The sequence below is a fragment of the Streptomyces sp. NPDC058620 genome (genome assembly GCF_042717135.1).
In the GTDB taxonomy this organism is placed as follows: Bacteria; Actinomycetota; Actinomycetes; order Streptomycetales; family Streptomycetaceae; genus Streptomyces.
In genome coordinates this window covers 68,394-91,402 of the sequence record NZ_JBHXQO010000021.1, presented here as the reverse complement: position 1 = coordinate 91,402, position 23,009 = coordinate 68,394, and the positions used below count along the sequence as shown (strand labels likewise).

15 protein-coding genes are annotated in these 23,009 nt (G+C 72.6%); all 15 read left to right on the top strand.

Annotation, left to right across the window (positions count from 1 at the left end):
* Position 1: 1 nt before the first annotated feature.
* The 15 genes from ACFWSK_RS20800 to ACFWSK_RS20730 all read left to right on the top strand — a co-directional run bounded on the left by ACFWSK_RS20800 (position 2) and on the right by ACFWSK_RS20730 (position 22,928).
* Positions 2–943 (top strand): carbohydrate ABC transporter permease, encoded by a 942-nt coding sequence (locus ACFWSK_RS20800; protein WP_383788182.1) that lies wholly within the window; start codon positions 2–4, stop codon positions 941–943.
* Between the two features lie 3 nt (positions 944–946).
* Positions 947–1,849: a carbohydrate ABC transporter permease gene (locus tag ACFWSK_RS20795; RefSeq protein ID WP_383788180.1), complete on the top strand. Its 903-nt coding sequence runs from the start codon at positions 947–949 to the stop codon at positions 1,847–1,849.
* A 1-nt stretch (position 1,850) separates the two neighbouring features.
* On the top strand, positions 1,851–3,116 hold the full coding sequence (locus ACFWSK_RS20790; protein ID WP_383788177.1) for a 6-phospho-beta-glucosidase: 1,266 nt from the start codon (positions 1,851–1,853) through the stop codon (positions 3,114–3,116).
* Positions 3,107–4,081 carry an N-acetylglucosamine kinase gene (locus ACFWSK_RS20785; RefSeq protein ID WP_383788175.1) on the top strand — a complete coding sequence of 325 codons (975 nt, stop codon included), beginning with the start codon at positions 3,107–3,109 and terminating at the stop codon, positions 4,079–4,081. The genes ACFWSK_RS20790 and ACFWSK_RS20785 overlap by 10 nt, the downstream gene beginning before the upstream one ends.
* Positions 4,082–4,362: 281 nt before the next feature.
* Positions 4,363–5,745: a hypothetical protein gene (locus ACFWSK_RS20780; RefSeq protein WP_383788172.1), complete on the top strand. Its 1,383-nt coding sequence runs from the start codon at positions 4,363–4,365 to the stop codon at positions 5,743–5,745.
* An 11-nt stretch (positions 5,746–5,756) separates the two neighbouring features.
* Positions 5,757–6,794 (top strand): glutamate ABC transporter substrate-binding protein, encoded by a 1,038-nt coding sequence (locus ACFWSK_RS20775; protein ID WP_383788169.1) that lies wholly within the window; start codon positions 5,757–5,759, stop codon positions 6,792–6,794.
* Positions 6,795–6,839: 45 nt separating this feature from the next.
* Entirely contained in the window at positions 6,840–8,183 is a 1,344-nt protein-coding gene (locus ACFWSK_RS20770; protein ID WP_383788166.1) for a hypothetical protein, read from the top strand.
* Positions 8,184–8,250: 67 nt separating this feature from the next.
* On the top strand, positions 8,251–11,019 hold the full coding sequence (locus ACFWSK_RS20765) for a tetratricopeptide repeat protein (RefSeq protein ID WP_383788163.1): 2,769 nt from the start codon (positions 8,251–8,253) through the stop codon (positions 11,017–11,019).
* A gap of 2 nt (positions 11,020–11,021) precedes the next feature.
* A complete protein-coding gene (locus ACFWSK_RS20760) occupies positions 11,022–12,413 on the top strand; it encodes a protein phosphatase 2C domain-containing protein (RefSeq protein WP_383788160.1) in 1,392 nt (463 codons plus the stop codon).
* A gap of 64 nt (positions 12,414–12,477) precedes the next feature.
* On the top strand, positions 12,478–13,836 hold the full coding sequence (locus ACFWSK_RS20755; protein WP_383788157.1) for a VWA domain-containing protein: 1,359 nt from the start codon (positions 12,478–12,480) through the stop codon (positions 13,834–13,836).
* Between the two features lie 74 nt (positions 13,837–13,910).
* Positions 13,911–15,164 (top strand): FHA domain-containing protein, encoded by a 1,254-nt coding sequence (locus tag ACFWSK_RS20750; protein ID WP_383788154.1) that lies wholly within the window; start codon positions 13,911–13,913, stop codon positions 15,162–15,164.
* Between the two features lie 123 nt (positions 15,165–15,287).
* Positions 15,288–15,692, top strand: a complete 405-nt coding sequence (locus ACFWSK_RS20745; RefSeq protein ID WP_383788152.1) for a globin — start codon at positions 15,288–15,290, stop codon at positions 15,690–15,692.
* Positions 15,693–15,839: 147 nt separating this feature from the next.
* The gene (locus ACFWSK_RS20740; protein WP_383788149.1) at positions 15,840–19,145 is read left to right on the top strand and encodes an FtsX-like permease family protein; all 3,306 of its coding nucleotides are present in this window, start codon (positions 15,840–15,842) and stop codon (positions 19,143–19,145) included.
* Position 19,146: 1 nt separating this feature from the next.
* Positions 19,147–21,975 carry an FtsX-like permease family protein gene (locus tag ACFWSK_RS20735; RefSeq protein ID WP_383788146.1) on the top strand — a complete coding sequence of 943 codons (2,829 nt, stop codon included), beginning with the start codon at positions 19,147–19,149 and terminating at the stop codon, positions 21,973–21,975.
* Positions 21,972–22,928, top strand: a complete 957-nt coding sequence (locus ACFWSK_RS20730; RefSeq protein WP_383788144.1) for an ABC transporter ATP-binding protein — start codon at positions 21,972–21,974, stop codon at positions 22,926–22,928. Before ACFWSK_RS20735 ends, ACFWSK_RS20730 begins: the two co-directional genes overlap by 4 nt.
* The last annotated feature ends 81 nt before the right edge of the window (positions 22,929–23,009 follow it).

Below are 23,009 nucleotides of genomic sequence, written 5' to 3'. Positions count from 1 at the left end.
GATGACCACGCACACGCTCCGCGCGAAGCGCAGGCGGTCGGCGCTGCGCACGGCGGCCTTCATGTCGCCCTGGCTGATCGGGTTCACGGTCTTCTTCGCGTACCCGATGGTCTCGACCATCTACTTCTCGTTCACGGACTACGACGGGTTCGCGGCGCCGACGTTCAACGGACTGACCAACTGGTCGTACGTCTTCAACGACTACCCGATGTTCTGGCCCTCGCTGCGCAACACGCTCTGGCTGGTGCTGGTCATGGTCACCTGCCGGGTCGTGTTCGGTATCGGCGTCGGCATGCTGATCACCAGGATCAAGACGGGCACGGGCGTCTTCCGCACCCTGTTCTACCTGCCCTATCTGGCGCCGCCGGTCGCCGCGACCCTCGCGTTCGTCTTCCTCCTCAACCCGGGGACGGGGCCGGTCAACGCGATCCTCGGCGATCTGGGGCTGCCGACGCCCGGCTGGTTCAACGACGCGAGCTGGTCGAAGCCGGCGCTCACCATGCTCGCGGTGTGGGGCATCGGCGACCTGATGGTCATCTTCATGGCGGCGCTGCTCGACGTGCCCAAGGAGCAGTACGAGGCCGCCGAGCTGGACGGCGCCTCCGCCTGGCAGCGGTTCCGTTTCGTCACGCTGCCGAACATCTCGCCGATCGTGCTGTTCGCCGTGGTCACCGGGGTGATCCAGGCGATGCAGTACTACACGCAGCCCCTGGTCGCGGGGAAGGTCGCCTCCGGCGTCATCGGCGGCTCCGGGCAGCAGTTCGAGCCCGGTTATCCCGACAAGTCGACACTGACCCTGCCGCAGCTCGTCTACAACCTCGGCTTCCAGCGCTTCGACTACGGCTCCGCCTGTGTCGTCGCCCTCGTCCTGTTCGCCCTGGCCATGGCGTTCACCGCGCTTCTGATGCGGGGCCGCAACAACCTGATCCAGGCCGGTGACTGAGCCATGACCACCCGACTCCTCGACAAGCCCGCCACCGCGGCGTCGCCCGGCGCACGCACCCCCGCGGAGCGCACCGCACGCCGCAAGGCGCTGCTGCACTGGATCGCCGTCCACTCGCTGGGGATCGCCGCCGCGCTCTTCTTCGTGCTGCCGTTCGTCTTCGTCCTGCTGACCTCGCTGATGAGCGACCAGCAGGCGCTGACCCGGGACCTCACTCCGAACACCTGGGAGTGGGACAACTACAGGAAGGTCTTCAACACCCCGGGCTTCCTGACCTGGTGGCGCAACACCCTGCTGTACGCGGGCCTGGGCACGGTCCTGACCGTGCTGTCGTCCGTGCCCGTGGCGTACGCGCTGGCCAAGTTCCGCTTCCGCGGCCGCAAGCTGTCGCTGATGCTCGTCATCTCGATGATGATGCTGCCGCCCCAGGTCGTCATCATCCCGATGTACCTGTTCTGGGCGAAGCAGATGGACCTGTCCGGCACGCTCTGGCCGCTGATCATCCCGATGGCGTTCGGTGACGCGTTCTCCATCTTCCTGCTGCGGCAGTTCCTGCTGACGATTCCGAACGAGTACCTGGACGCGGCGAAGGTGGACGGCTGCGGCGAGTTCCGCACCCTCATCAGGGTGGTGATCCCGATGGCCAGGCCGGGGATCGCCGCGATAGCCCTGTTCCAGTTCTTCGCCGCCTGGAACGACTACTTCGGTCCGCAGATCTACGCCTCCGAGAACCCGGCCGCCTGGACCCTCAGTTACGGGCTGGAGTCCTTCAAGGGCGCGCACCACACCGACTGGAATCTGACCATGGCCGCGACCGTCCTGGTCATGGCCCCCGTGATCCTCGTCTTCTTCTTTGCCCAGAAGGCATTCGTCGAGGGCGTCACACTGACCGGAGTAAAGGGCTGACATGAAGCTCGCAGTAGTGGGTGGCGGGTCCACCTACACCCCTGAACTGATCGACGGTTTCGCCCGCCTGCGGGACACGCTGCCGGTCGAGGAGCTGGTGCTCATCGACCCGGCGGCCGACCGTCTCGAACTCATCGGCGGCCTGGCCCGGCGGATCTTCGCCAGGCAGGGCCACCCGGGAACGATCACCACCACATCCGATCTGGACGCCGGGGTCGCGGACGCCGACGCGGTCCTCCTCCAGCTCCGGGTCGGCGGGCAGGCCGCCCGCGACCGGGACGAGACCTGGCCGCTGGAGTGCGGCTGCGTCGGCCAGGAGACCACCGGGGCCGGCGGTCTCGCCAAGGCGCTGCGCACCGTCCCGGTCGTCCTGGACATCGCCGAACGCGTCCGCCGCACCAACCCGGACGCCTGGATCATCGACTTCACCAACCCGGTCGGCATCGTCACCCGGGCGCTGCTCCAGGCCGGGCACAAGGCCGTCGGTCTGTGCAACGTGGCGATCGGCTTCCAGCGGAGGTTCGCCCGGATGCTCGACGTGACGCCGGGCGAGGTGCATCTCGACCACGTCGGGCTGAACCACCTGACCTGGGAACTCGGGGTGCGCCTCGGCGGCCCCGACGGCGAGGACCTGCTGCCGAAGCTGCTTGCCGAGCACGGTGGCGCCATCGCCGAGGACCTGCGCATGCCCCGGGAGCTCGTCGACCGGCTCGGGGTCGTCCCCTCGTACTACCTGCGGTACTTCTACGCGCACGACGAGGTCGTACGGGAGCTCGGTACGAAGCCGTCCCGGGCGGCCGAGGTCGCCGCGATGGAGCAGGAACTCCTCGCGCTCTACGGCGACCCGGCACTGGACGAGAAGCCCGCGCTGCTCGGCAAGCGCGGCGGCGCCTTCTACTCGGAGGCGGCCGTGGACCTGGCGGCCTCCCTGCTCGGCGGGGGCGGCTCCGCGGTGCAGGTGGTCAACACGTACAACAAGGGCACGCTGCCGTTCCTGCCGGACGACGCCGTGATCGAGGTGCAGGCCCGGGTCGACGGCACGGGCGCGACCCCGCTCGCCGTTCCCCGGCTCGACCCCCTGTACGCCGGTCTGATCGCCAACGTGACGGCGTACGAGGACCTCGCCCTGGACGCCGCGCTGCGCGGCGGCCGGGACCGGGTGTTCAAGGCGCTCCTCTCGCACCCGCTGATCGGACAGTACGAGTACGCCGAAGGTCTCACCGACCGGCTGATCGCCCACAACCGGGAGCACCTCGCGTGGGCGTGAACGTCTCGGTCGTCGCCATCGACGCCGGCAACAGCAAGACCGACGTCGCTCTGATCGGGGCGGACGGCGCGGTCCTGTCCACGGCCCGCGGCGGCGGCTTCCAGCCGCCGGCCGTGGGCATCGACGCGGCACTCGACGTGCTGGGCGCGATCCTGAGCCGTGCGCTGGCGGCGTGCGGCGGCAGCCTCGACCGGCTCGGTCATGTGTCCGCGTGTCTGGCCAACGCCGATCTCCCGGTCGAGGAGGCCGAGCTGACGGAGGCTCTGCTCGCCCGGAAGTGGTCGCGCACGGTGGAGGTGCGCAACGACACCTTCGCGATCCTGCGTGCCGGGGTGGACGAGCCACGAGGGGTGGCCGTCGTCTGCGGTGCGGGGATCAACTGCGTGGGCATGCTGCCGGACGGGCGCACCGCCCGTTTCCCCGCGATCGGGCGGATCTCCGGAGACTGGGGCGGCGGCTCCGGGCTCGCCGAGGAGGCCCTGTGGTTCGCGGCGCGGGCCGAGGACGGCCGCGGGGAACCGACCGAGCTCGTCCGCACCCTGCCGGGGCACTTCGGTCTCGGCTCGATGTACGAACTGATCGAGGCGCTGCACCGGGGCCGGATCCCGCACGCCTCGCGGCACGAGCTGACACCGGTCCTGTTCGCCACCGGCGCGGCCGGCGACCCGGTGGCCCGCTCCGTGGTGGACCGGCTTGCGGACGAGGTCGTCGCCATGGCCTCGGTGGCGCTGACCCGCCTGGACCTGCTCGACGAGGAGGCGCCCGTACTGCTGGGCGGCAGCGTGCTGACCGCGGGTCATCCGCAGCTCGACGAGCGGATCGCCGGACTCCTCACGGCCCGCGCCCCGAAGGCCGCGATCCGGGTGGTCTCGCAGCCACCCGTGCTCGGGGCGGGTCTGCTGGGTCTGGACCACATGGGCGCGGCGCCCGAGGTGCACGCCAGGCTGCGCGCGCAGTACGCGTGACGTCAACCGGGGTCCACCCGGTGGCCGCTTCCTCCTCATGCGCCGGACGGGCTTGACCGAAGCCCGTCCGGAGTGAGGCGTGCCCCGGGTCAGGGAACCGATCACCCGCCCCACACGTGTTCATGGGGTGGGGAGGCCCATCCGCTTCTGCGGACGTTTCGGCGCGAGATCCGGGCGTTCCTGGTGTGGATGTCGGTCCCTCGGCCATACTGCTGGCCGGGTATCAGTCCCCCGCTCGGCCGGGGGGCCGTGCCGCAGTCAGTGACCGAGGGGGAGGTCAAGTGACATACCCGCCGAACGGGGGCTCGCTACGGGAGCGTGCGCCCGTGCAACCGCCTACGTCCGTGCCCGCGCAGCGTCGGAGCGCCTGGGCCGGACCGACGGAGCGGCTGCGTGCCGTGGCGACGACCGAGCCCGGCCGCCTCCAGATCATCGGCGCCGTACTGGCTCTGCTGGTGGTGACGTTCGGGGCCGTGACGGCTCTGGAGATCTCCGCCAGGTCCGAGGCCGCCGACGACGTGGTGACCCGCAGCCAGCCGCTGAGCGCGGACGCGGCGAGCATCTACCGCTCGCTGGCCGACGCGGACACGATGGCGGCCTCCGGGTTCCTGGCGGGGGCGCAGGAACCCAGGGACGTGCACGAGAAGTACGAGAAGGACATCAGGGAGGCATCCCGGCTGCTCGTGAGAGCGGCCGCCGGCACGGACGCCTCGACCTCGTCCGGCCAGGAGATCACCACCCTTGCCGAGACCCTCCCCGTGTACACCGGCCTGATCGAGCGGGCCCGGGCGAACAACCGCCAGGGACTGCCACTCGGCGGCGCCTATCTCCGGTACGCCAACCACAAGATGACGTACGAGCTGCTGCCCGCGGCCGAGCGTCTCTACAAGGCGGAGACGGGCCGGCTCGGCGAGGACTCGGGCGATGCCCGGCAGTGGCCGTACCTCTCGCTGGGCGCCGGGCTCGTGGCGCTGGCCGCGCTGGTGTGGATGCAGCGGCGCAACTACCGCAGGACGAACCGGGTCCTCAACCACGGGCTGCTCGCGGCGACCGCCGCGTCCACCGTGGTGCTGCTGTGGCTGGCCGTGGGACACACGGTGGCGCGGGCCGAACTGCGTGCGGCGATGGTTCAGGGGCAGGAGTCACTCGATGTCCTCAACAACGCACGGATCAACTCGTTGAAGGCGCGCGCCAACGAGAACCTCACGCTGGTCGCCCGTGGCGCGGTGCTGACGGCGGACGGCCGGAACGACAAGTACGAGACCGACTACACCACGGGCATGAAGGCTCTCGCCGCACAGCTGAAGAGCGCCGAGAAGCTGGCCAAGGGCACCCAGGGGAGCGAACCGGTGGCCGATGCCATCACCAGTGTGTCCGAGTGGCAGGGGCGCCACCGCAAGGCCCGCACGACCGACGACCAGGGCGACTACGACGGTGCGCTGAAGCAGATCATCGGCCCGAAGGACTCCACGGGTGAGTCCTTCGAGCAGGTGGACGCGGCACTGCGCAAGGCGCTCGCGCATGAGCAGGGCGAGTTCACCGACGCCGCGAAGGACGGGCGCGGGGCGCTGGGCGGGCTTCCCATGGGAGCCGCCGCGCTCGGTGTGCTGGGCGCGGCCGCCGCCGTCGTCGGGGTCAACCGCAGGCTCTCGGAGTACCGGTGAGAGGGGGATCGATGACCAGGGAACGCGACGGGTCCGGGCGCAGCAGGCTCCGCGGCTGGGGTGGTGTGACGGGCATGGCGGTGGCGTGTGCGATCACCGCCTCGCTCACGCTGCTGCCGCTGTCCCACAGCGGCGACGACTCCTTCGGCACGAAGGCCGCGGGCCAGGGCGCGACGACTGCGGTGCACGCGCGCGCCGACGAGTGCACGGACCCGGAGGCGAGCCTTCAGCCCTCGGGTGACGACGGGCCGAGCATCGACAGGATCAAGGAGCGCGGCAAGCTGATCGCGGGTGTCGACCAGAACAGCTTCCGGTGGGGCTACCGCAATCCGGAGACCCGCGAGCTCGAAGGCTTCGACATCGATCTGGTGCGGGCCATCGCGCAGAACATCCTGGGCGACCGGGACGCGGTGATCTTCCGCGCCATACCCACCAACCAGCGCATCGCGGCGCTGGAGAACGACCGGGTCGACGTCGTCGTGCGGACGATGACCATCAACTGCAAGCGGCTGGAGCAGGTGTCGTTCTCCACGGCCTACTTCCAGGCCGGACAGCAGGTGCTGGCGCCGAAGGACTCCACGATCACCGGGTACGACAAGTCGCTGGACGGCAAGCGGGTCTGCACCGCCGAGGGCTCCACGGCCTTCGAGGCACTGGAGAACCAGTCGTTCGGCGCGGTGTTCAAGGACGAGGGCGACGGCACCGAGCGGGACAAGGACCAGCTGACCGTGCCCAACCAGCTGGACTGCCTGGTCCGGCTCCAGCTCGGCGAGGTCGACGCGATCGTCACGGACAACGCGCTGGCGGCCGGGCAGGCGGCCCAGGACCCCGCCGTCGTCCTCAAGGGCGACAAGCCGTTCACCACGGAGTACTACGGCGTGGCGGCGAAGAAGGGCGCGGACGACCTGGTGGCCCGCGTCAACCAGGTGCTGGTCGACTATCGCAAGGGCGGGAAGGACAGCCCCTGGATGGTGTCGTACCGCGAGTGGCTGGCCACCGGCCTGCCCGGGATCACGGCGCCGCCGGCGCCCAAGTACCTGAGCAACTGAATCCTCCGGCCCATGGGCCGGGCGGGAAGAGCGGAGAGGTGATCGATGGGCGTGGCGGGTTCCTTCCCCGGCTTCGCGGGGAGGCCCCCCGGCCCGGTCCTGGACCGGGACGAGGCGGACCGTGCGCTGGCGCGGCTCGGCGCGGAGCACGAGGCCATCGAGACCTCGCTCCTCGCCCTGCAGGACCATGCGGGCCGCCGGCTCCTGGAGGGCGCCGAGCTGACGGGCGTCACCAAGGACCGCTGGGCAGCCACCGAGCAGTCGATCACGCTGCTGTGGGGGTATTTCGACGCCTACGCGGGGGCGCTCACCGAGGCACGCGCGGTGCGGGCCCGCAGGCGCTACCCCAACCGGGACGACCTGCTGGCCCTGACCGAGCTGCTGCGCGGCCAGGGCGTCACGGTGGCCAACACGGGGGCAGCGCACGCCCCTTCGGTCACCGGCCCGGCCGTGCTCTCCGAGCGGTTCTCGCTGGAGGAGCTGGTCGCCCGGATGAACGAGCTGTACGCACGGGCGCTGGACATGGTCGTCGCCTCGGATTCCGTATGGTCCGCGCTGCCCGCCCGGATAGACCTGCTCGCCGCCGAACTGCGCCGGACCGCCTCGCTGGCGCACTCCGTCGGGGTGCGTCCGGGTGAGCATCCGGCCGGTGACGACCTGGAGTCGATCACCCGGGAGCTGACGACGCTCCGGGTGCAGGTGATCTCCGACCCGCTGGCGTTCTGGCTGCCGGGCCCCGGCAGTGCGGCGCCCGGCGGCGGCCGTCCGGACACCACGCGGTACGACCGGGCGGCCCGGGCCCTGGAGGACGTACGGCGGGAGATCGAGGCGGTGCTCGCGGTCCGGCAGGACGCGGAACAGCGTCTGGTCCAGCTGCGGGACGTCCTCTCCCGTGCCGACCGCACGCTCACCGAGGCCCGGTCTGCGCGCGGCGAGGTGCTGGCGAAGATCGCCGCCTCCGAAGTGCCCGCGGTCAGCGGCCCGCCGACCGCGCTCCAGGAACGGCTGGCCGCCGCGTCCGACTACCGCAGACGTGCCCAGTGGCACCGGCTCTCCCCGCTCCTGGAGGCCCTGGAGCGTGAGGCGGAGGCCGAACTGCTTCGGGCCCGTGAGTCGTTGACCTCCGTGACGGCGCCGCTCGCGGTCCGCGCGGAACTGCGCGGCAGGCTGGACGCGTACAAGGCGAAGGTGGCCCGGCACGGACTGGCGGAGGACCCGCTCCTGATCGAGCGGTACGACGCGGCCCGTCGGATGCTGTGGAGCGCGCCGTGCGATCTGCGCGTCGCCGAGCAGGCGGTGCTGCGCTTCCAGCAGGCGGCCTCGGAACTGCTGGCCCCGCAGCGGTCGTCGGCCCCGGAGGACCGACGGGGCGGGCAGGGGCGCGTATGAGCACGCGTACGGCCGGAAAGAGAAGGACGGGGCCGCCGCGGCGGCGGGGCGAACAGGGGGAGACATCATGAGTACGCAGTGCCAGCGCCCCGCGTGCGAGGGCGACTACGAGGACATGGGCGGCGGTGAGCTGTACTGCGACACCTGCGGTCTGGCTCCTGTCGTCTCGCCGAACGGTCTGGTCAGTTCACCGCCGACCGGGATCGCGGGTGGCGGCAGGGGTGGCAGCCGGGGCAGCGACAGCACGTCGCAGCGGTCGAGTTCGCGGGCCTCGTCGAGGTCGTCGTCGCGCTCGTCCACGTCACGGCGGTCGGTCTCCGGGCGGCTGTCCCGCTCGCTGTCGGGCAGCGCGACGGCCCGTTCGGTGTCGGTGCGCTCCTCGGGTTCGTCGACCAGCTCGTCCAGCCGGGGCCGGCTGGGCGCGGGCCTGGTGCTCGTCCCCGACGTGCCGCGGCCCGACCCGCGGACCGCTGTCATGGAGAACCCCGAGGTCCCCGAGCGCAAGCGGTTCTGCTCGCGCTCCGACTGCGGGGCGCCGGTGGGCCGGGCCCGCGGCGAGCGGCCGGGACGCACCGAGGGCTTCTGCACCAAGTGCGGCCACCCGTACTCCTTCGTACCGAAGCTGCGCGGCGGAGACATCGTGCACGGGCAGTACGAGGTCGCGGGCTGCCTGGCGCACGGCGGGCTCGGCTGGGTCTACCTCGCGGTGGACCGTGCCGTCTCGGACCGCTGGGTGGTCCTGAAGGGCCTGCTGGACACCGGTGACCAGGACGCCATGGCCGCGGCCATCTCCGAGCGCCGCTTCCTCGCGGAGATCGAGCACTCCAACATCGTCCGCATCTACAACTTCGTCGAGCACCTCGACCAGCGGACCGGCTCCCTCGACGGCTACATCGTCATGGAGTACGTGGGCGGCAAGGCGCTCAAGGAGATCGCCAACGAGCGCCGCACACCGGCCGGCAAGCGGGACCCGCTGCCGGTCGAGCAGGCGTGCGCGTACGGCATCGAGGCGCTGGAGGCGCTGGGGCATCTGCACAGCCGCAACCTCCTGTACTGCGACTTCAAGGTCGACAACGCGATCCAGACCGAGGACCAGCTCAAGCTGATCGACATGGGCGCGGTGCGCAGGATGGACGACGAGGAGTCGGCCATCTACGGCACGGTGGGCTATCAGGCGCCGGAGGTCGCGGAGGTCGGTCCGTCCGTCGCCTCCGACCTGTACACGGTCGCGCGGACGCTCGCGGTGCTCACGTTCGACTTCCAGGGCTACACGAACGTGTTCGTGGACTCGCTGCCCGACCCGGACAACATCGAGGTGTTCCGGAGGTACGAGTCGTTCTACCGGCTCCTGGTGCGGGCCACCGATCCGGACCCGGCGCGGCGGTTCGCGTCGGCGACGGAGATGGCCGAACAGCTGACCGGGGTACTGCGTGAGGTGGTGGCCCTCCAGACCGGGCGGCCCCGCCCTGCGCTCTCGACCCTGTTCGGTACGGAACTGCGGGTGACGGACACCGAGTTGTTCGCCGAGCTGACGGGTGACGTCTCACTGCTCGGCGGCCGGGACACGACGGCCCGTGGCGGGCGGCGGAAGCGGGGGGCCGCCTCGGCGGCGGCACCGGCCGCACCGGTCGCGGTGGCCGGTGTCCCTCCGGTGGGGGCCGTCGCCGCCGGTCCGCCGGTGGGAGCCCCGGCCGCGTACGGCGCTCCGGGAGCCGCTCCGCTGTCGGCGCCCGCGACGCATGTCCGGGGCGGCGTAGGCGGTGGCACGGGCGGTGCGGGCACGGCGCTCGCCCACGCGCCGACGTACACCGCGATTCCCGCTCCTCGCGCCGCCACCCCCGAGCCGGGCACGCTCCCGGGGGCGTACACGGACGGCGGGCCGCGGCTCGCGGGGTTCGACGCGCGGGCGACCTCGCTCGCGCTGCCGGTCCCCCGGGTCGACGCGAACGACCCCAACGCCGGTTTCCTCGCCGGGGTGATGGCCTCCGCGCCCGCCGAACTGATCGCCGCGCTCCAGGCCGTCCCCGCGGCCTCGCTGGAGACCCGGCTGCGCGAGCTGCGCGCCCGCCTGGAGATGAACGACCTCGACGCGGGCGTACGGGCCCTGTCCGACCTGGAGGGCCTGCACCCGGACGACTGGCGGGTGGTCTGGTACCGCGGGGTCACCTCGCTGGTGACCGGGGACAACGAGAACGCGGCCCTGTCCTTCGACGCGGTCTACGACGCGTTCCCCGGTGAGCCGGCCCCCAAGCTGGCCCTGGGCATCTGCGCCGAGGAGCTGGGCCAGCTGGACAACGCGGCCGAGTACTACCGCCTGGTGTGGACGACCGACCCGAGCTTCGTGAGCGCGGCGTTCGGCCTGGCCCGCGTACAGATCGCCGCCGGGGACCGGGTCGGGGCCGTACGGACGCTCGAGTCCGTCCCGGAGGCGTCGATCCACTACACGGCCGCCCGGGTGGCCGCGGTGCGGGCACGGCTGCGCGAGCGCGCCCCGCAGGAGCCGCTGCTCGACGACCTGTCGGCCGCCGCGGCCCAGGTGACGGGCCTGGCGGGCTTCGGTCTGGACGCGGTGCGGCGTGAGCGGTTGTCGGCCGAAGTACTGGGTACCGCGCTCGACTGGGTACTCTCCGGTAGTCCGGCGGCACCCTCACCGGTCCCGTCGCAGCACACTCCTTCGGGCCCGAGGACGCTGCTGGGCAGCGAACTGGACGAGCGGGGCCTCAGATTCGGTCTGGAGCGCTCGTACCGGATACTCGCCCGGCTCGCACAGCGTGGCGACGAGCGGATCGAACTGGTGGAGCGGGCCAACCGTTTCCGCCCCCGGACGTGGGTGTGAAGATGTCACAGATCCACCAGCAGACCTCCTTGACCAACTGCCCCGGCTGTGAGGAACCGCTGGAGACGGGCGACCTGTTCTGCGGGGCGTGCGGGTACGACCTGTCGGCCGTGCCCTCGCCCCCGGACGACCGGCCGACGGTAGCGATCGGCGTACCGGCGCCGGGTGGGAGCGGGCCGGCCGCGGGGCCGGGACCCGGTGCGGCTGCCGGTTCCGTCGAGTGGCCCGCCGCCTCCGAGGCCGACAGCTCCGATCTGCCCGCGCCCGTTCACCGCGCGACAGATCTGCCGGGCACGGACTCGGGCGGCTCGGCGCTGCCCACCACGGTGCCCCCCGTGCGGCACGACGAGCCCGGCGGGGTCTCGCCCCGCTCGGACGACTTCGAGCTGGCGGCGCCCGGGGCGCCCCCCGTCGCGCCTGATCCGCGCACCGCCGAACACACCGCCGCGCCGGCGGCCGGCGGCAAGCTCTGTGTGGCCTGCCGTTCGGGCCGTGTGGACACCGACGGGTACTGCGAGAACTGCGGTCACGCACAGCCCCGCGAACGCGATCACATGGAACAGGAACTCGGTTCGGTGGCCGCGGTCAGTGACCGGGGTCTGCGCCACCACCGCAACGAGGACGCGTTCGCCGTGTCCTCCACCGCCCTGCCGGACGGCTCCCCCGCCGTCGTCGCGATCGTCTGCGACGGTGTCTCCTCGGCGAGCCGCCCCGACGAGGCGTCGGCCGCCGCCGCGAGCGCCGCCAACGAGGCGCTGCTGGAGTCCCTGCCGCGCGGTACGCACCCGCAGCAGGCCATGCACGAGGCGATCATCGCCGCGTCCGAGGCCGTCAACGCGCTGGCCGAGGAGCCGGGCCTGGCGATGGAGCACGAGCAGCACCGTCATCAGAACGCCCCGGCGTGCACCCTGGTCGGAGCGATCATGGCCGGTGGCCTGCTGGTCATCGGCTGGGTCGGTGACAGCCGGGTCTACTGGGTGCCCGACGACCGCGCCACCGCGCCCGCCCGGCTCACCGAGGACGACTCGTGGGCGGCGCAGATGGTGTCCGCGGGCCTGATGAACGAGGCGGAGGCGTACGCGGACGAGCGCGCCCACGCCATCACGGGCTGGCTCGGCGCCGACGCCTACGAACTGGAGCCGCACACCGCCTCGTTCAAGCCGGACCGTCCCGGCCTGGTCGTGGTGTGCACGGACGGCCTGTGGAACTACGCGGAATCCGCGGCGGAGATGGCCGCCGCGGTGCCAGTGGACGCGCACGAACGGCCATTGCACGGCGCCCAGGTGCTGGTGGGTCACGCACTCGACGGCGGGGGGCACGACAACGTAACAGTGGCTCTGCTGCCGTTCGTCGTGACGCCGCAGGGGGCAGCACCCCCGTGGAGCACCGCCTGAGTCCCGCTCGCCCTGTCCGGTACGACCTGATCCGACCTACGTGGAGCCTCAAGGAGCCGATCAGATGGCCAACTTCTCCAAGTCGAACGTGCCCCAGTTCTCCGTCGAGGTGTACCAGAACGAGTACCTGCCCGAGGGTGGCCGTGAGGTCAACGGCATCGTCACGGTCACCTCGACGGGCGGGGGCACCACCGGCGGAGTGCCGCTGACCGGAGCGTCCCCGACGCCCTCGCACGTCCCCGGGCAGGCCGCGAGCGCCGCCGTGGTGATCATGGTCGACTGTTCGGGTTCGATGGACTACCCGCCGACGAAGATGCGCAACGCGCGTGACGCGACGGCCGCCGCCGTCGACACGCTGCGCGACGGCACGCGGTTCGCGGTCGTCGCGGGTACGCACGTGGCCAACGACATCTATCCGGGCGGCGGCCGGCTGGCCATCGCCGACCCGCAGACCAAGGCCCAGGCCAAGGACGCGCTGCGCCGGCTGAGCGCGGGCGGCGGTACGGCGATCGGCACCTGGCTCCGGCTGACGGACCGGCTGCTCGGCGCCGCGGATGTGGACATCCGGCACGGCATCCTGCTGACGGACGGCCGCAACGAGCACGAGTCGCCCGAGGACCTGCGGGCGGCACTCGACTCCTGCGCCGGCCGCTTCACCTGCGACGCCCGCGGTGTGGGCACCGACTGGGAGGTGAAAGAGGTCACAGCGATCGCCTCGGCGCTGCTCGGTACGGCCGACATCGTCGCCGACCCGGCGGGGCTGGCCGCGGACTTCACGCAGATGATGGAGAACGCGATGGGCAAGGAGGTCGCGGACGTGGCGCTGCGGCTCTGGACGCCCGTCGGGGTCGAGATCAAGTTCGTCAAGCAGGTGGCGCCCACCGTCGCCGACCTGACCGGCCGCCGCACCGAGGCGGGCCCGCGCGCCGGGGACTACCCGACCGGCTCCTGGGGCGACGAGTCCCGCGACTACCACGTCTGCGTGCTGGTCCCGGAGGCCGGAATCGGCCAGGAGATGCTGGCGGCCCGGGTCTCGCTGATCCTCCCCGACCCTTCGGGCGGCGCTCCGCAGACCCTCTCGCAGGGGCTCGTGCGCGCGGTCTGGACGGACGACATGGTGGCGTCCACGTCGATCAACCCGCAGGTCGCGCACTACACGGGGCAGGCCGAACTGGCGCAAGTCATCCAACAGGGGCTCGATGCGCGCAAGTCGGGAGACTTCGACGGGGCGACCGCGAAGCTCGGCCGTGCGGTGCAGCTGGCGTCGGCCTCCGGGAACGAGGACACTGCGAAACTGCTTTCGAAGGTGGTCGACGTCGTCGATGCGGCGACCGGTACTGTGCGACTGAAGGCAAAGGTGGCGGAGGCGGACGAGATGACCCTCGAAACGCGCTCCACCAAGACCGTTCGCGTCAAGAAGTAGCGACGCGGCAACCATCGGCAACCGAACGAGCATGACGGCCCCCGGGCCGGACGAGGAGAGGGGGAAGCGCCGACATGCCGACCTGCCCGAACGGACACCAGTCGGGTTCCGAGGACTGGTGCGAGGTCTGCGGACACCGCATGGCCGGGGCGGGCGCGCCTGCGGGCGCAGTTCCCCCGCCGCCTCCCCCGCCGCCCGCGCCCGGCTACGGCTACCCGCAGGGCCCCGGCCCCGGGGAGCCGACCGCCCGTGCCGAGCTGTGCCCGCAGTGCCGCACCCCGCGTGAGGCCATGGCGCCCTTCTGCGAGGAGTGCCGCTGGAACTTCCTCACGAACACGGCGACCTCGTACACCCCGCTCGCCCCGCAGCAGGGCGCTCCGGGCGGACCCGGTTCTCCGGTGCCCGGCCTCAACCTGCCGCCCGGCTTCCAGGCCCAGCAGGGACCGCCGCCGCAGCAGCAGCGGGACCCGTTCGAGTACCAGAGTTCGCGGCCCTCGCAGATGAACCGGCCGGCGGAGCCGCTCTCGTCCGAGCAGGGCGGCCACTCCGGGCCGCCGCCTCCGCCGTCGTTCCAGCAGGGACCGCCGGCCCCGCCGTCCTTCCAGCAACAGCCGCCGCAGCAGCAGCATCAGGCGCCGCAGGGCTTCCAGCAGCAGTCCGCACCGCCCGCCCCCGCGCAGCCCCAGGCTCCGCAGACCGGCGGCGACGACTGGCTGCTGCCGCCGCCCTCGCAGGGGCCGGCGCCGCAGCCTCACGCCCCGCAGCCGCACGCGCCACAGCCGCCGCAGGGCTTCCAGCAGCCGATGCAGCAGCCGTTCCCGGGCCAGGGCCAAGGGCCCGGGCAGGGACAGGGCCTGGGACAGGGACAAGGCGGCCCCGGCCAGGGACACGCACCCGACCACGGGCAGAACCGTCAGCAGTCCACCACCTGGACGGCCGTCATCGCCCCGGACCGTGAGTACTTCCTCGCGATGATGCAGCGCAGCGGCCCCGAGGCGACCGGGCTCAACCTGCCCGCGTACTCCCCGGAGCAGCACCTTCCGCTGACGGGCAGCCAGATCACCATCGGGCGCCGCCGGCAGAGCACCGGCGAGGCCCCCGACATCGATCTGTCCGTGCCGCCGGAGGACCCCGGCGTCTCCCACCAGCACGCGGTGCTGGTGCAGCAGCCCGACGGCAACTGGGCCGTGGTCGACCAGAACTCCACCAACGGCACCACGCTCAACACCGCCGAGGACCCGATCCAGCCCTATGTCCCCGTCCCGCTCCAGGACGGCGACCAGGTGCACGTCGGGGCCTGGACGACCATCACGCTCCGTCGCGGCTGAGGTCGCGGGGAGAGGGCCTCGTGCGGGTCGAGGACGCCCGCCGTCAGGGTCAGCAGGAAGCGGCCCAGAAGGCGGGGTCCTAGGACCCCGGTCCTCGGCCGGTCGGTCTGCGACCATGGACACGTGACTGAGATTCCGCGCGACACGCTTCAGGAGCAGACCTTCTACGAGCAGGTCGGCGGCGAGGAGACCTTCCGGCGCCTGGTGCACCGCTTCTACCAGGGGGTCGCCGAGGACCCGCTGCTGCGTCCGATGTACCCGGAGGAGGATCTGGGACCCGCCGAGGAACGGTTCACGCTGTTCCTCATGCAGTACTGGGGCGGCCCCCGGACGTACAGCGACGGGCGCGGGCACCCCCGGCTGCGGATGCGGCACGCCCCGTTCCGCGTCGACCGCGCCGCGCACGACGCCTGGCTCGGCCACATGCGGATCGCTCTCGACGAGCTCGGGCTGTCCGCGGAACACGAGCGGCAGCTGTGGGACTACCTGACGTACGCCGCCGCTTCGATGGTGAACACCGAGGGCTGACCGCCCCGGAATCCGGTACTCCGCGGCCGGATAACGGTCACGATCCCATCAAGGTGCACCCGTAAGCGGTTTCCCTAACCCGGTGCTCTCTGAAAGCATCCATGCAAGCGTCGGGGGGCGTGCATACACAGGGTTCTGGGGGGTCAGGTGACGGGGTTCGTCTTTCTGCGGGTGCGGGCCCACCGGCTCCTGCTCGCCGCCGCCGTACTGGCGGTGCTGCTGACCACGTCCGTACTTGCCGCGCTCACCGCGTTCTCCGGCTCCGTCGGCGACGCCGCCCTGCGGCATTCGCTCACCCACCGCTCGGCCGCCTCCGCCTCGCTCGTCATATCCGCCCAGGTGGACCGCGACCAGCGCGAGCAGGCCGACGCCGCCGCTCGCGAGGCGGCCCGTGACTCTTTCGCCGGGCTGCCCGTGAGCGTACGGAAGCTGGAGCACTCCGGGCCGTACGCCCTGCCACGCAGCCTCCAGGGCCCGGCCGCCAGGCGCGGCGACCCCGATCTGACGCAGTTCGCCGCGCTGGATCACAGCCGTGTCCGGCTCACCGCCGGCCGCATGCCCGAGGGCGGGAGCGGGAAGACCGACGGGCCGGTGCGGGTCGCACTGCCCGCTACCGCAGCCGAGGTGCTGAAGGTGAAGCCGGGCACCCGGCTCACCCTCACCGACCGGCTGGGCGGAAAGCCGCTGGAGATCCTGATCACGGGTCTGTACGAGGCCGCCGACCAGGCCGATCCGTACTGGCAGCTGGACCCGCTCGCCGGACGCGGCGTCCGCAAGGTCGTCTTCACCACCTACGGTCCGCTGCTCACCGATCCCACCGTGCTCGACTCCGGCCGGGTCAGTTCGGGCGAGATGTCCTGGCTGGCCGGCGCGGACTTCCGGGCGGTCACGACCGGCCGGATGGACGCGCTGCGCCAGGCGTCGACCAGCGGCCCGGAGGCGCTGCTCGCCACCGAGGCGTTCAAGGACGGCGCCTCCGTGCGGACGTCGCTGCCCACGGTGCTCGAACAGATCGAGAAGGCGCTGCTGGTCTCCCGCTCGACCCTGATGATCGTCGCCGTCCAGCTGGTCCTGCTCGCCGCCTACGCCCTGCTGCTGGTGGCCCGGCTGCTGAGCAGCGAGCGCGGTGGGGAGACGGAACTGCTGCGGGCACGTGGCGGCTCGCGGGGCCGGATCATCTCGTTCGCCGCGATCGAGGCCCTGATGCTGGCGGTGCCCGCGGCCGTCGTCGCCCCGCTGCTCGCCGGGCCGTTGACCCGGCTGCTCGCCGAACGCAGTGAGCTCTCGCGGATCGGGGTCCGGCTGGGAGAAACGGCGTCCGGCACCGTGTGGCTGGTCGCCGCGGGGGTCGCGCTGGCCTGTGCGCTCGCCGTGGTGGCGCCCGCGCTGTCGTCGGGCGGCACGGGGCGCGGCCGTGCGGCCGCACTCCCCGCCCCCGTGCGGGCGGGCGCCGACGTGGGTCTGCTGCTGGTCGCCGCGGTGGCGTACTGGCAGCTCGACCGGCAGACCGGTGCCGCCGGCAGTGGCGCCCTGAGCGGGGACCAGGACGGCGAGCTCGGTATCGATCCGCTGCTCGTCGCCGCCCCTGCGCTGGCCCTTCTCGCCGGCACGGTCCTGACCCTGCGGCTGCTGCCGCCCGCGGCCAAGCTCGCCGAGCGCCGCGCCGCGAGCGGCCGGGGGCTGCCCACGGCGCTGGCCGGCTGGCAGTTCAGCCGCCGGCCGCTGCGCGGCGCGGGTCCGGTGCTGCTGCTCGTGCTGTCCGTCGCGATGGGCATGCTGGCGATCGGCCAGAGCGCGTCCTGGGACCGCTCGCAGGGTGACCAGGCCGACTTCAGGTCCGGCGCGTCCGTGCGGATGACGGGGGTGCTGAACCCCGATCCGGCGAAGGCGGACACGTACAGCACGCTGTCGGGAGTGCGCGAGGCCGCGCCCGCGTACCGCACGAGCACGGAGCTCTCGGGTGAACGCACGGCCCAGATCCTCGCGTTGGACACCGCGCACGCCGACGAGCACCTGATGCTGCGTGAGGATCTGGCCGACGAGTCCCCGGCGAAGCTCCTGAGCTCACTGGCTCCGCCGGGGGCCGCCCGGCCGGGACTGGTGCTGCCGAAGGGGAGCACACGGCTGACGTTCGATCTGCGGATCGCCGAAACGGCCGCTCGCGGGGGCGCGTCCCCGTCCGGCCGAACGCCGCAGATCGGTGTCCTGCTGGAGGACCGCTTCGGCCTGCCGTTCCGGGCCCTCGTCGGCCCGGTGCCGGCCGACGGCAAGCCGCACACCGTGTCCGTGGCGGTCTCCGCCGCGGCCGGACTGGCCGTGACCGGCTTCGAACTGGACGACAAACCGCCCATCGGCACGGCCGAGGAGCACCGGCTGACGGTGACCGCCCTGCGGGCCGTGACGGCCGGCGGCGGGGAGCGGCCGGTGCCCGTGCCTGACGGCTTCCGGTGGAAGGCGGCCCTGACGGCCGGCGCCCCGGGCGAGGACCAGCCGGCCCACACGCTCAAGCCGACGGCACCCGCCGGGACCGCGCTGTCCGTCGCCTACAACACCGGCTTCATGTCCGCGGAGGTCGCGACGTTCCTTCCGCCGACGAACAGCGTCCGTGTCACCGTCGCCCGGCCGAAGGCCCCGGCGCTGCACGCGATCGCCACGGACGCGTTCCTGAAGGCGTCGGGCGCGAAGAAGGGGCAGAGCGTCGATGTGCCGCTGGGCGGTGTGCAGATGCGCGTGAAGATCGTGGACGTGGTCAGGCAACTGCCCACGACGGGCCCTGCCGCCGCCGCTGCCGGTTCGTCGGGTGCGAGCGGGGACGGTGGGGCGCTGCTGCTCGATCTCAAGGCCCTCACCCAGGTGTTCGCGGAGAAGTCGGCTTCGTTCCTCAGCCCCACCGAGTGGTGGCTGAGCACCGGCCCCGGGGAGGCGGAGAAGGTCGCCGCCCAGCTGCGCGCCCTCCCCGACACCGACCCGGCGCAGGTCCATGTGCGCGACGAGGTGGCGAAGGACCTGGTCGGCGACCCGCTGGGCGCGGGTCCGCAGTCCGCCCTGCTGGCCGTCGCCGTGGTCGCCGCCGCGCTGGCCGCGGTCGGCTTCGCGGTGAGCGCCGTCGGCTCCCAGCGCGAACGGTCCGCCGAATTCGCCGTGCTGCGGGCACTGGGGGCTCCGCGCCGCCAGCTGGCCCGCATGATCGCCGCCGAGCAGGGCGTGCTGATCGCCATCGGACTGCTGGCCGGGCTGGCACTCGGCGCGGTCCTGACCAGAGCCGTGGTGCCGCTCATCGTGCTGACCGGGCAGGCCGCCCAGCCCGTACCGGCCGTGCTGGTGCAGTTGCCGGTCTGGCAGGTCGCCGGGCTGCTGGCCGGCGTCGCCGCGCTTCCGCTGCTGATCGTCGCGGCGATCGCGCTGCGCCGGGCCGACCCGGCGGTATCGCTGCGCCACCAGGGGGACAACTGACATGAGCGCCGACAAGAACGCCCCTTCCGGCCGCGCCCCCCGTGGTCCCGCAGCCTGCGCCCCCTGGGTCCGTACGCGGCTGCGTACCGCCCCCGGCTCCTCCGTCGCGCTCGCGGTGCTCGTGCTGCTGACCGCGTTCCTCGCCGCCGCGTTCCCGCGCTCCGTGGACGCGTACGAGACGAAGGGGCTCCGTCATGACGTCGGCTCCCTGAGTCCCGGACGCAGCCTGCTCGAAGCGACGACGCCGCCCGACGGGTCCTCGCTCGACGAGAGGGCCGACGCGGCGCGCAGGGAGGAGCTGTCGAGAGTCCACGGTGAGCTCCTGGGCACGCTGCCCAGCCCGGTACGCCCCGACGCGTCGCGTTCCTCGTACGGGGTGCGGACCACGAACCCGCTCACGGCGAGCGAGCCCTATCTGCCGCGCCCTAACGCCCAGCCGCCGCAGTTCACCTACATCGCCCCTTCGGCACTGTCCGAGCACAGCACGCTGAAGTCCGGGCGCTGGCCCGCGGCCCGGGGCACGGTGACCGCCGGCACCCGTGAGGTGGAGGCGGTCGTCCCGGCCGAGACCGCGGCCGCGCTGCGCTTCGAGATCGGTTCGACGGTCGCCGTGCCCACGCACGACGGGAAGCCCCTGACCGTACGCGTCACCGGCACCATCACACCGCGGCACCCCGGCGACGCCTACTGGTCCGCCGAACCCCTGATGCGTGCCCCGTCCCTGGTCGCGGACCCCGGCCAGCCCGTACCCACCTTCTACTGGGTGGCCGCACTGCTGCTGTCGCCGGACGCCGGACCCGCGCTGCTCTCCACGACGGGCGAGCCGGAGCTGTTCTGGCACATCGCGCCGGACACCACGCATCTGACCGCGACCGACGCCGCCCCGCTCCTGGACGCCGTCGCGTCCCTGGAAAGCGGCCCCGAACTGCTGAAGCTGCGGGACATCGCGGGCCCCACCGTGACGCTGAGCACCGATCTGGACGAGATCCTGGGCGCTCACGAAGCGATGCGGTCCGCGATCAGCCCGGTGGTCGCGGTCGCCGCGGCCGGGATCGGCTCGGTCGCCGGTGTCGTCCTGCTGATGACGGGTGGGCTGACCGCCGCCCGCCGGCACAGGGAGCTGTCCCTGCTGCGCTCGCGCGGCGCTTCCCTCGCCGGTATCGGCAGAAGGCTGTTCGCCGAGACGGCCGTGCTCGTGGTCCCCGCGGCGGCCCTCGGCCTGCTGCTCGCCGTACTCCTCGTCGGGCAGGCCCGGCTGTGGCCGGCGGCGGTGGGCGCCGGGGCGGTCGCGGCGCTGGTCTGTGTCGCCCTCCCGCTGAGTACGACGCTCCAGCACCGCAGGCCCCAACTGCACGGCGCCCGCGACGATCTGATGAATGCCAGGCCCTCACGGCGGCGCACCGTCGCCGAACTGACCGTGCTGGTCCTGGCGACCGGCGCGGTCACCGCGCTGCGCCGCCGGGGCACGGGCTCGCCCGGCGGCACCGACCTGCTGGTCAGCGCCGCACCCGTCCTGGTCGGCCTGATCGCGGCACTGCTCCTCGTACGGCTCTACCCGCTGCCGCTGCGCCTGGCGTCCCGCGCCGTCGCGCGGACGCGGGGAGCGGTCGGCTTCCTGTCGCTGGCCCGTGCCGGACGCTCGTCGGCGAGCGGCACGCTTCCGTTGCTCGCGCTGCTGGTGGCACTGACCACGGCGGCGTTCGGCGGTTCGGTGCTCGCCGGTGTCGCGGACGCCCGGGACGCGGCGGCACTGGCGGCCGTCGGTGCGGACGCCCGGATCAGCGCGCGGGGTGACGCGAGGCCGGTGACGGACCGATTCGCCGAGGAGGTACGGGCGGCAGGCGGTGTTCGGGATGTGGCGCCCGTACAGATCGACTACAGCGTCGTGCTGCCGCCCGGCGAAGGCGGCTCCGAGAGCAACAAGGGGGCGACGCTGGTCGGCGTCGACCCCGCGTCGTACGACCGGCTGGCCCGCGGCACCGGAGCCGGGTCGTTCCCTCCCGCCCTGCTGAAGGCCACCGGCCCCTCGGCGCCGCTGCCCGAGGGCGCGCCCTACTCGGCGGACCGGGTGCTGCCCGCGATCGCGTCGCCGTCCGTCGCCGAGCGCCTCGGTGACCAGCCGCAGGCCATCGACACCCTGGCCGGGGACTTCAAAGTGCGGGTCGTGGCGGTCCGCCAGGTCACTCCCGCCGTGACCGGTTCCTCGTTCCTGATCGTCAACTCCGCCTCCCTCACCCAGCGGCAGACCACCGCGCTGCTGGTCACCGGGGACGCGCTGGACGCGAAGGCGCTGAAGGCAGCGGCCCGGGACGCGGGCGAGGACTTCGTCGTACGCCTGCGGTCCGAGGAGCGCGAGTCGTTCGTCGACACGCCCGTGCAGTCCGGTGCCGAGCGCATCTACGGCGCCGGAATCGTGGCGGGGGCCGGGTACGCGCTGCTCGCCGTCCTGCTGTCCCTGCTCCGGACCGCGCCCGAGCGCACCACCCTGCTGGCGAGACTGCGCACCATGGGGCTGACCACCCGGCAGGGCAGGCGGCTGCTCGCCTTCGAGGCGATGCCGCAGGCGCTGCTGGCCGCCCTCGGCGGTCTGCTCGTCGGCTGGACCACCATCGCCCTGCTGGCACCGGGCGTCGACCTGGTCTCGCTGGCGCTGTCCGGCGCACGCGGCGCCGATGTACCGCACACCGCTTCACTGCGGGCCGACCTCTGGTCACTGGCGCTTCCCGCGATCGGCGTGGTCCTCCTCGCCGCCGCCGTCGCCGGTGTCCAGGCATGGTGGGCGAGCCGTCGTGGATCGATCACCGAACTCAGGGCAGGAGACACCCGATGACGTCGTCGACCGAGACCACCCTGGCGGAGCTCGAACAGCGCGCCGCCGCACACCGCGACCGGCCGTCGTACGGCCATGACGCGCTGATCGCCTGCGACCGGCTGGTGCGCATCTTCACCACGGACGGGGTGGAGGTGCAGGCCCTGCAGGGCCTCGATCTGCTCGTCACCGAGGGCGAGTTGATGGCGCTGGTGGGCGCCTCGGGCAGCGGCAAGTCGACACTGATGAACATCCTGGCGGGCCTCGACGTGCCCACGGCCGGGTCGGCGAAGGTCGCGGGCTGCGATCTGCTGTCCATGGGCAAGAAGGAGCGGCTGCGCTACCGCCGCGACGTCGTCGGGTTCGTGTGGCAGCAGACCGCCCGCAACCTGCTGCCGTATCTCACCGCCGTCCAGAACATCACGCTGCCGATGCAGTTGCGCGGCGGCGGCCGGCGCGGCGAACACGCCGCCCGCGCCGAGTCGTTGCTCCAGATGCTGGAGGTGGCGGACTGCCGCGACCGGCGCCCCCAGCAGATGTCCGGCGGACAGCAGCAGCGGGTGGCGATCGCGGTGGCGCTGGCCAACTCCCCCTCGGTGCTGCTCGCCGACGAACCGACCGGCGAGCTCGACTCGGCCACCGGGGACCAGGTGTTCGCCGCGTTCCGCCGCGCCAACGAGGAGCTGGGCACGTCGATCGTGATCGTGACGCACGACCAGGCGGTCGCGAGCGAGGTGCGCCGTACGGTCGCCATCCGCGACGGCCGTACGTCCTCCGAGGTGCTGCGGCACACGGAGGTCGACGCGGCGACGGGCCAGGAGTCGCAGGTGGCCCGCGAGTACGCGATGCTCGACCGCGCCGGCCGGCTCCAACTGCCCGCCGACTACACCGGGGCGCTGGGCATGGAGCACCGGGTGATGCTGGAGCTGGAGCAGGATCACATCGGGGTGTGGCCGGACGGGCGCGAGGAGTAGAACGGGAGGCCGTCCGCTACGGGGTGCACGGCCTCCGCCCTTCTCCACCGCGGCCTTCGCCGTGCTCTACCGCTCCTGCGT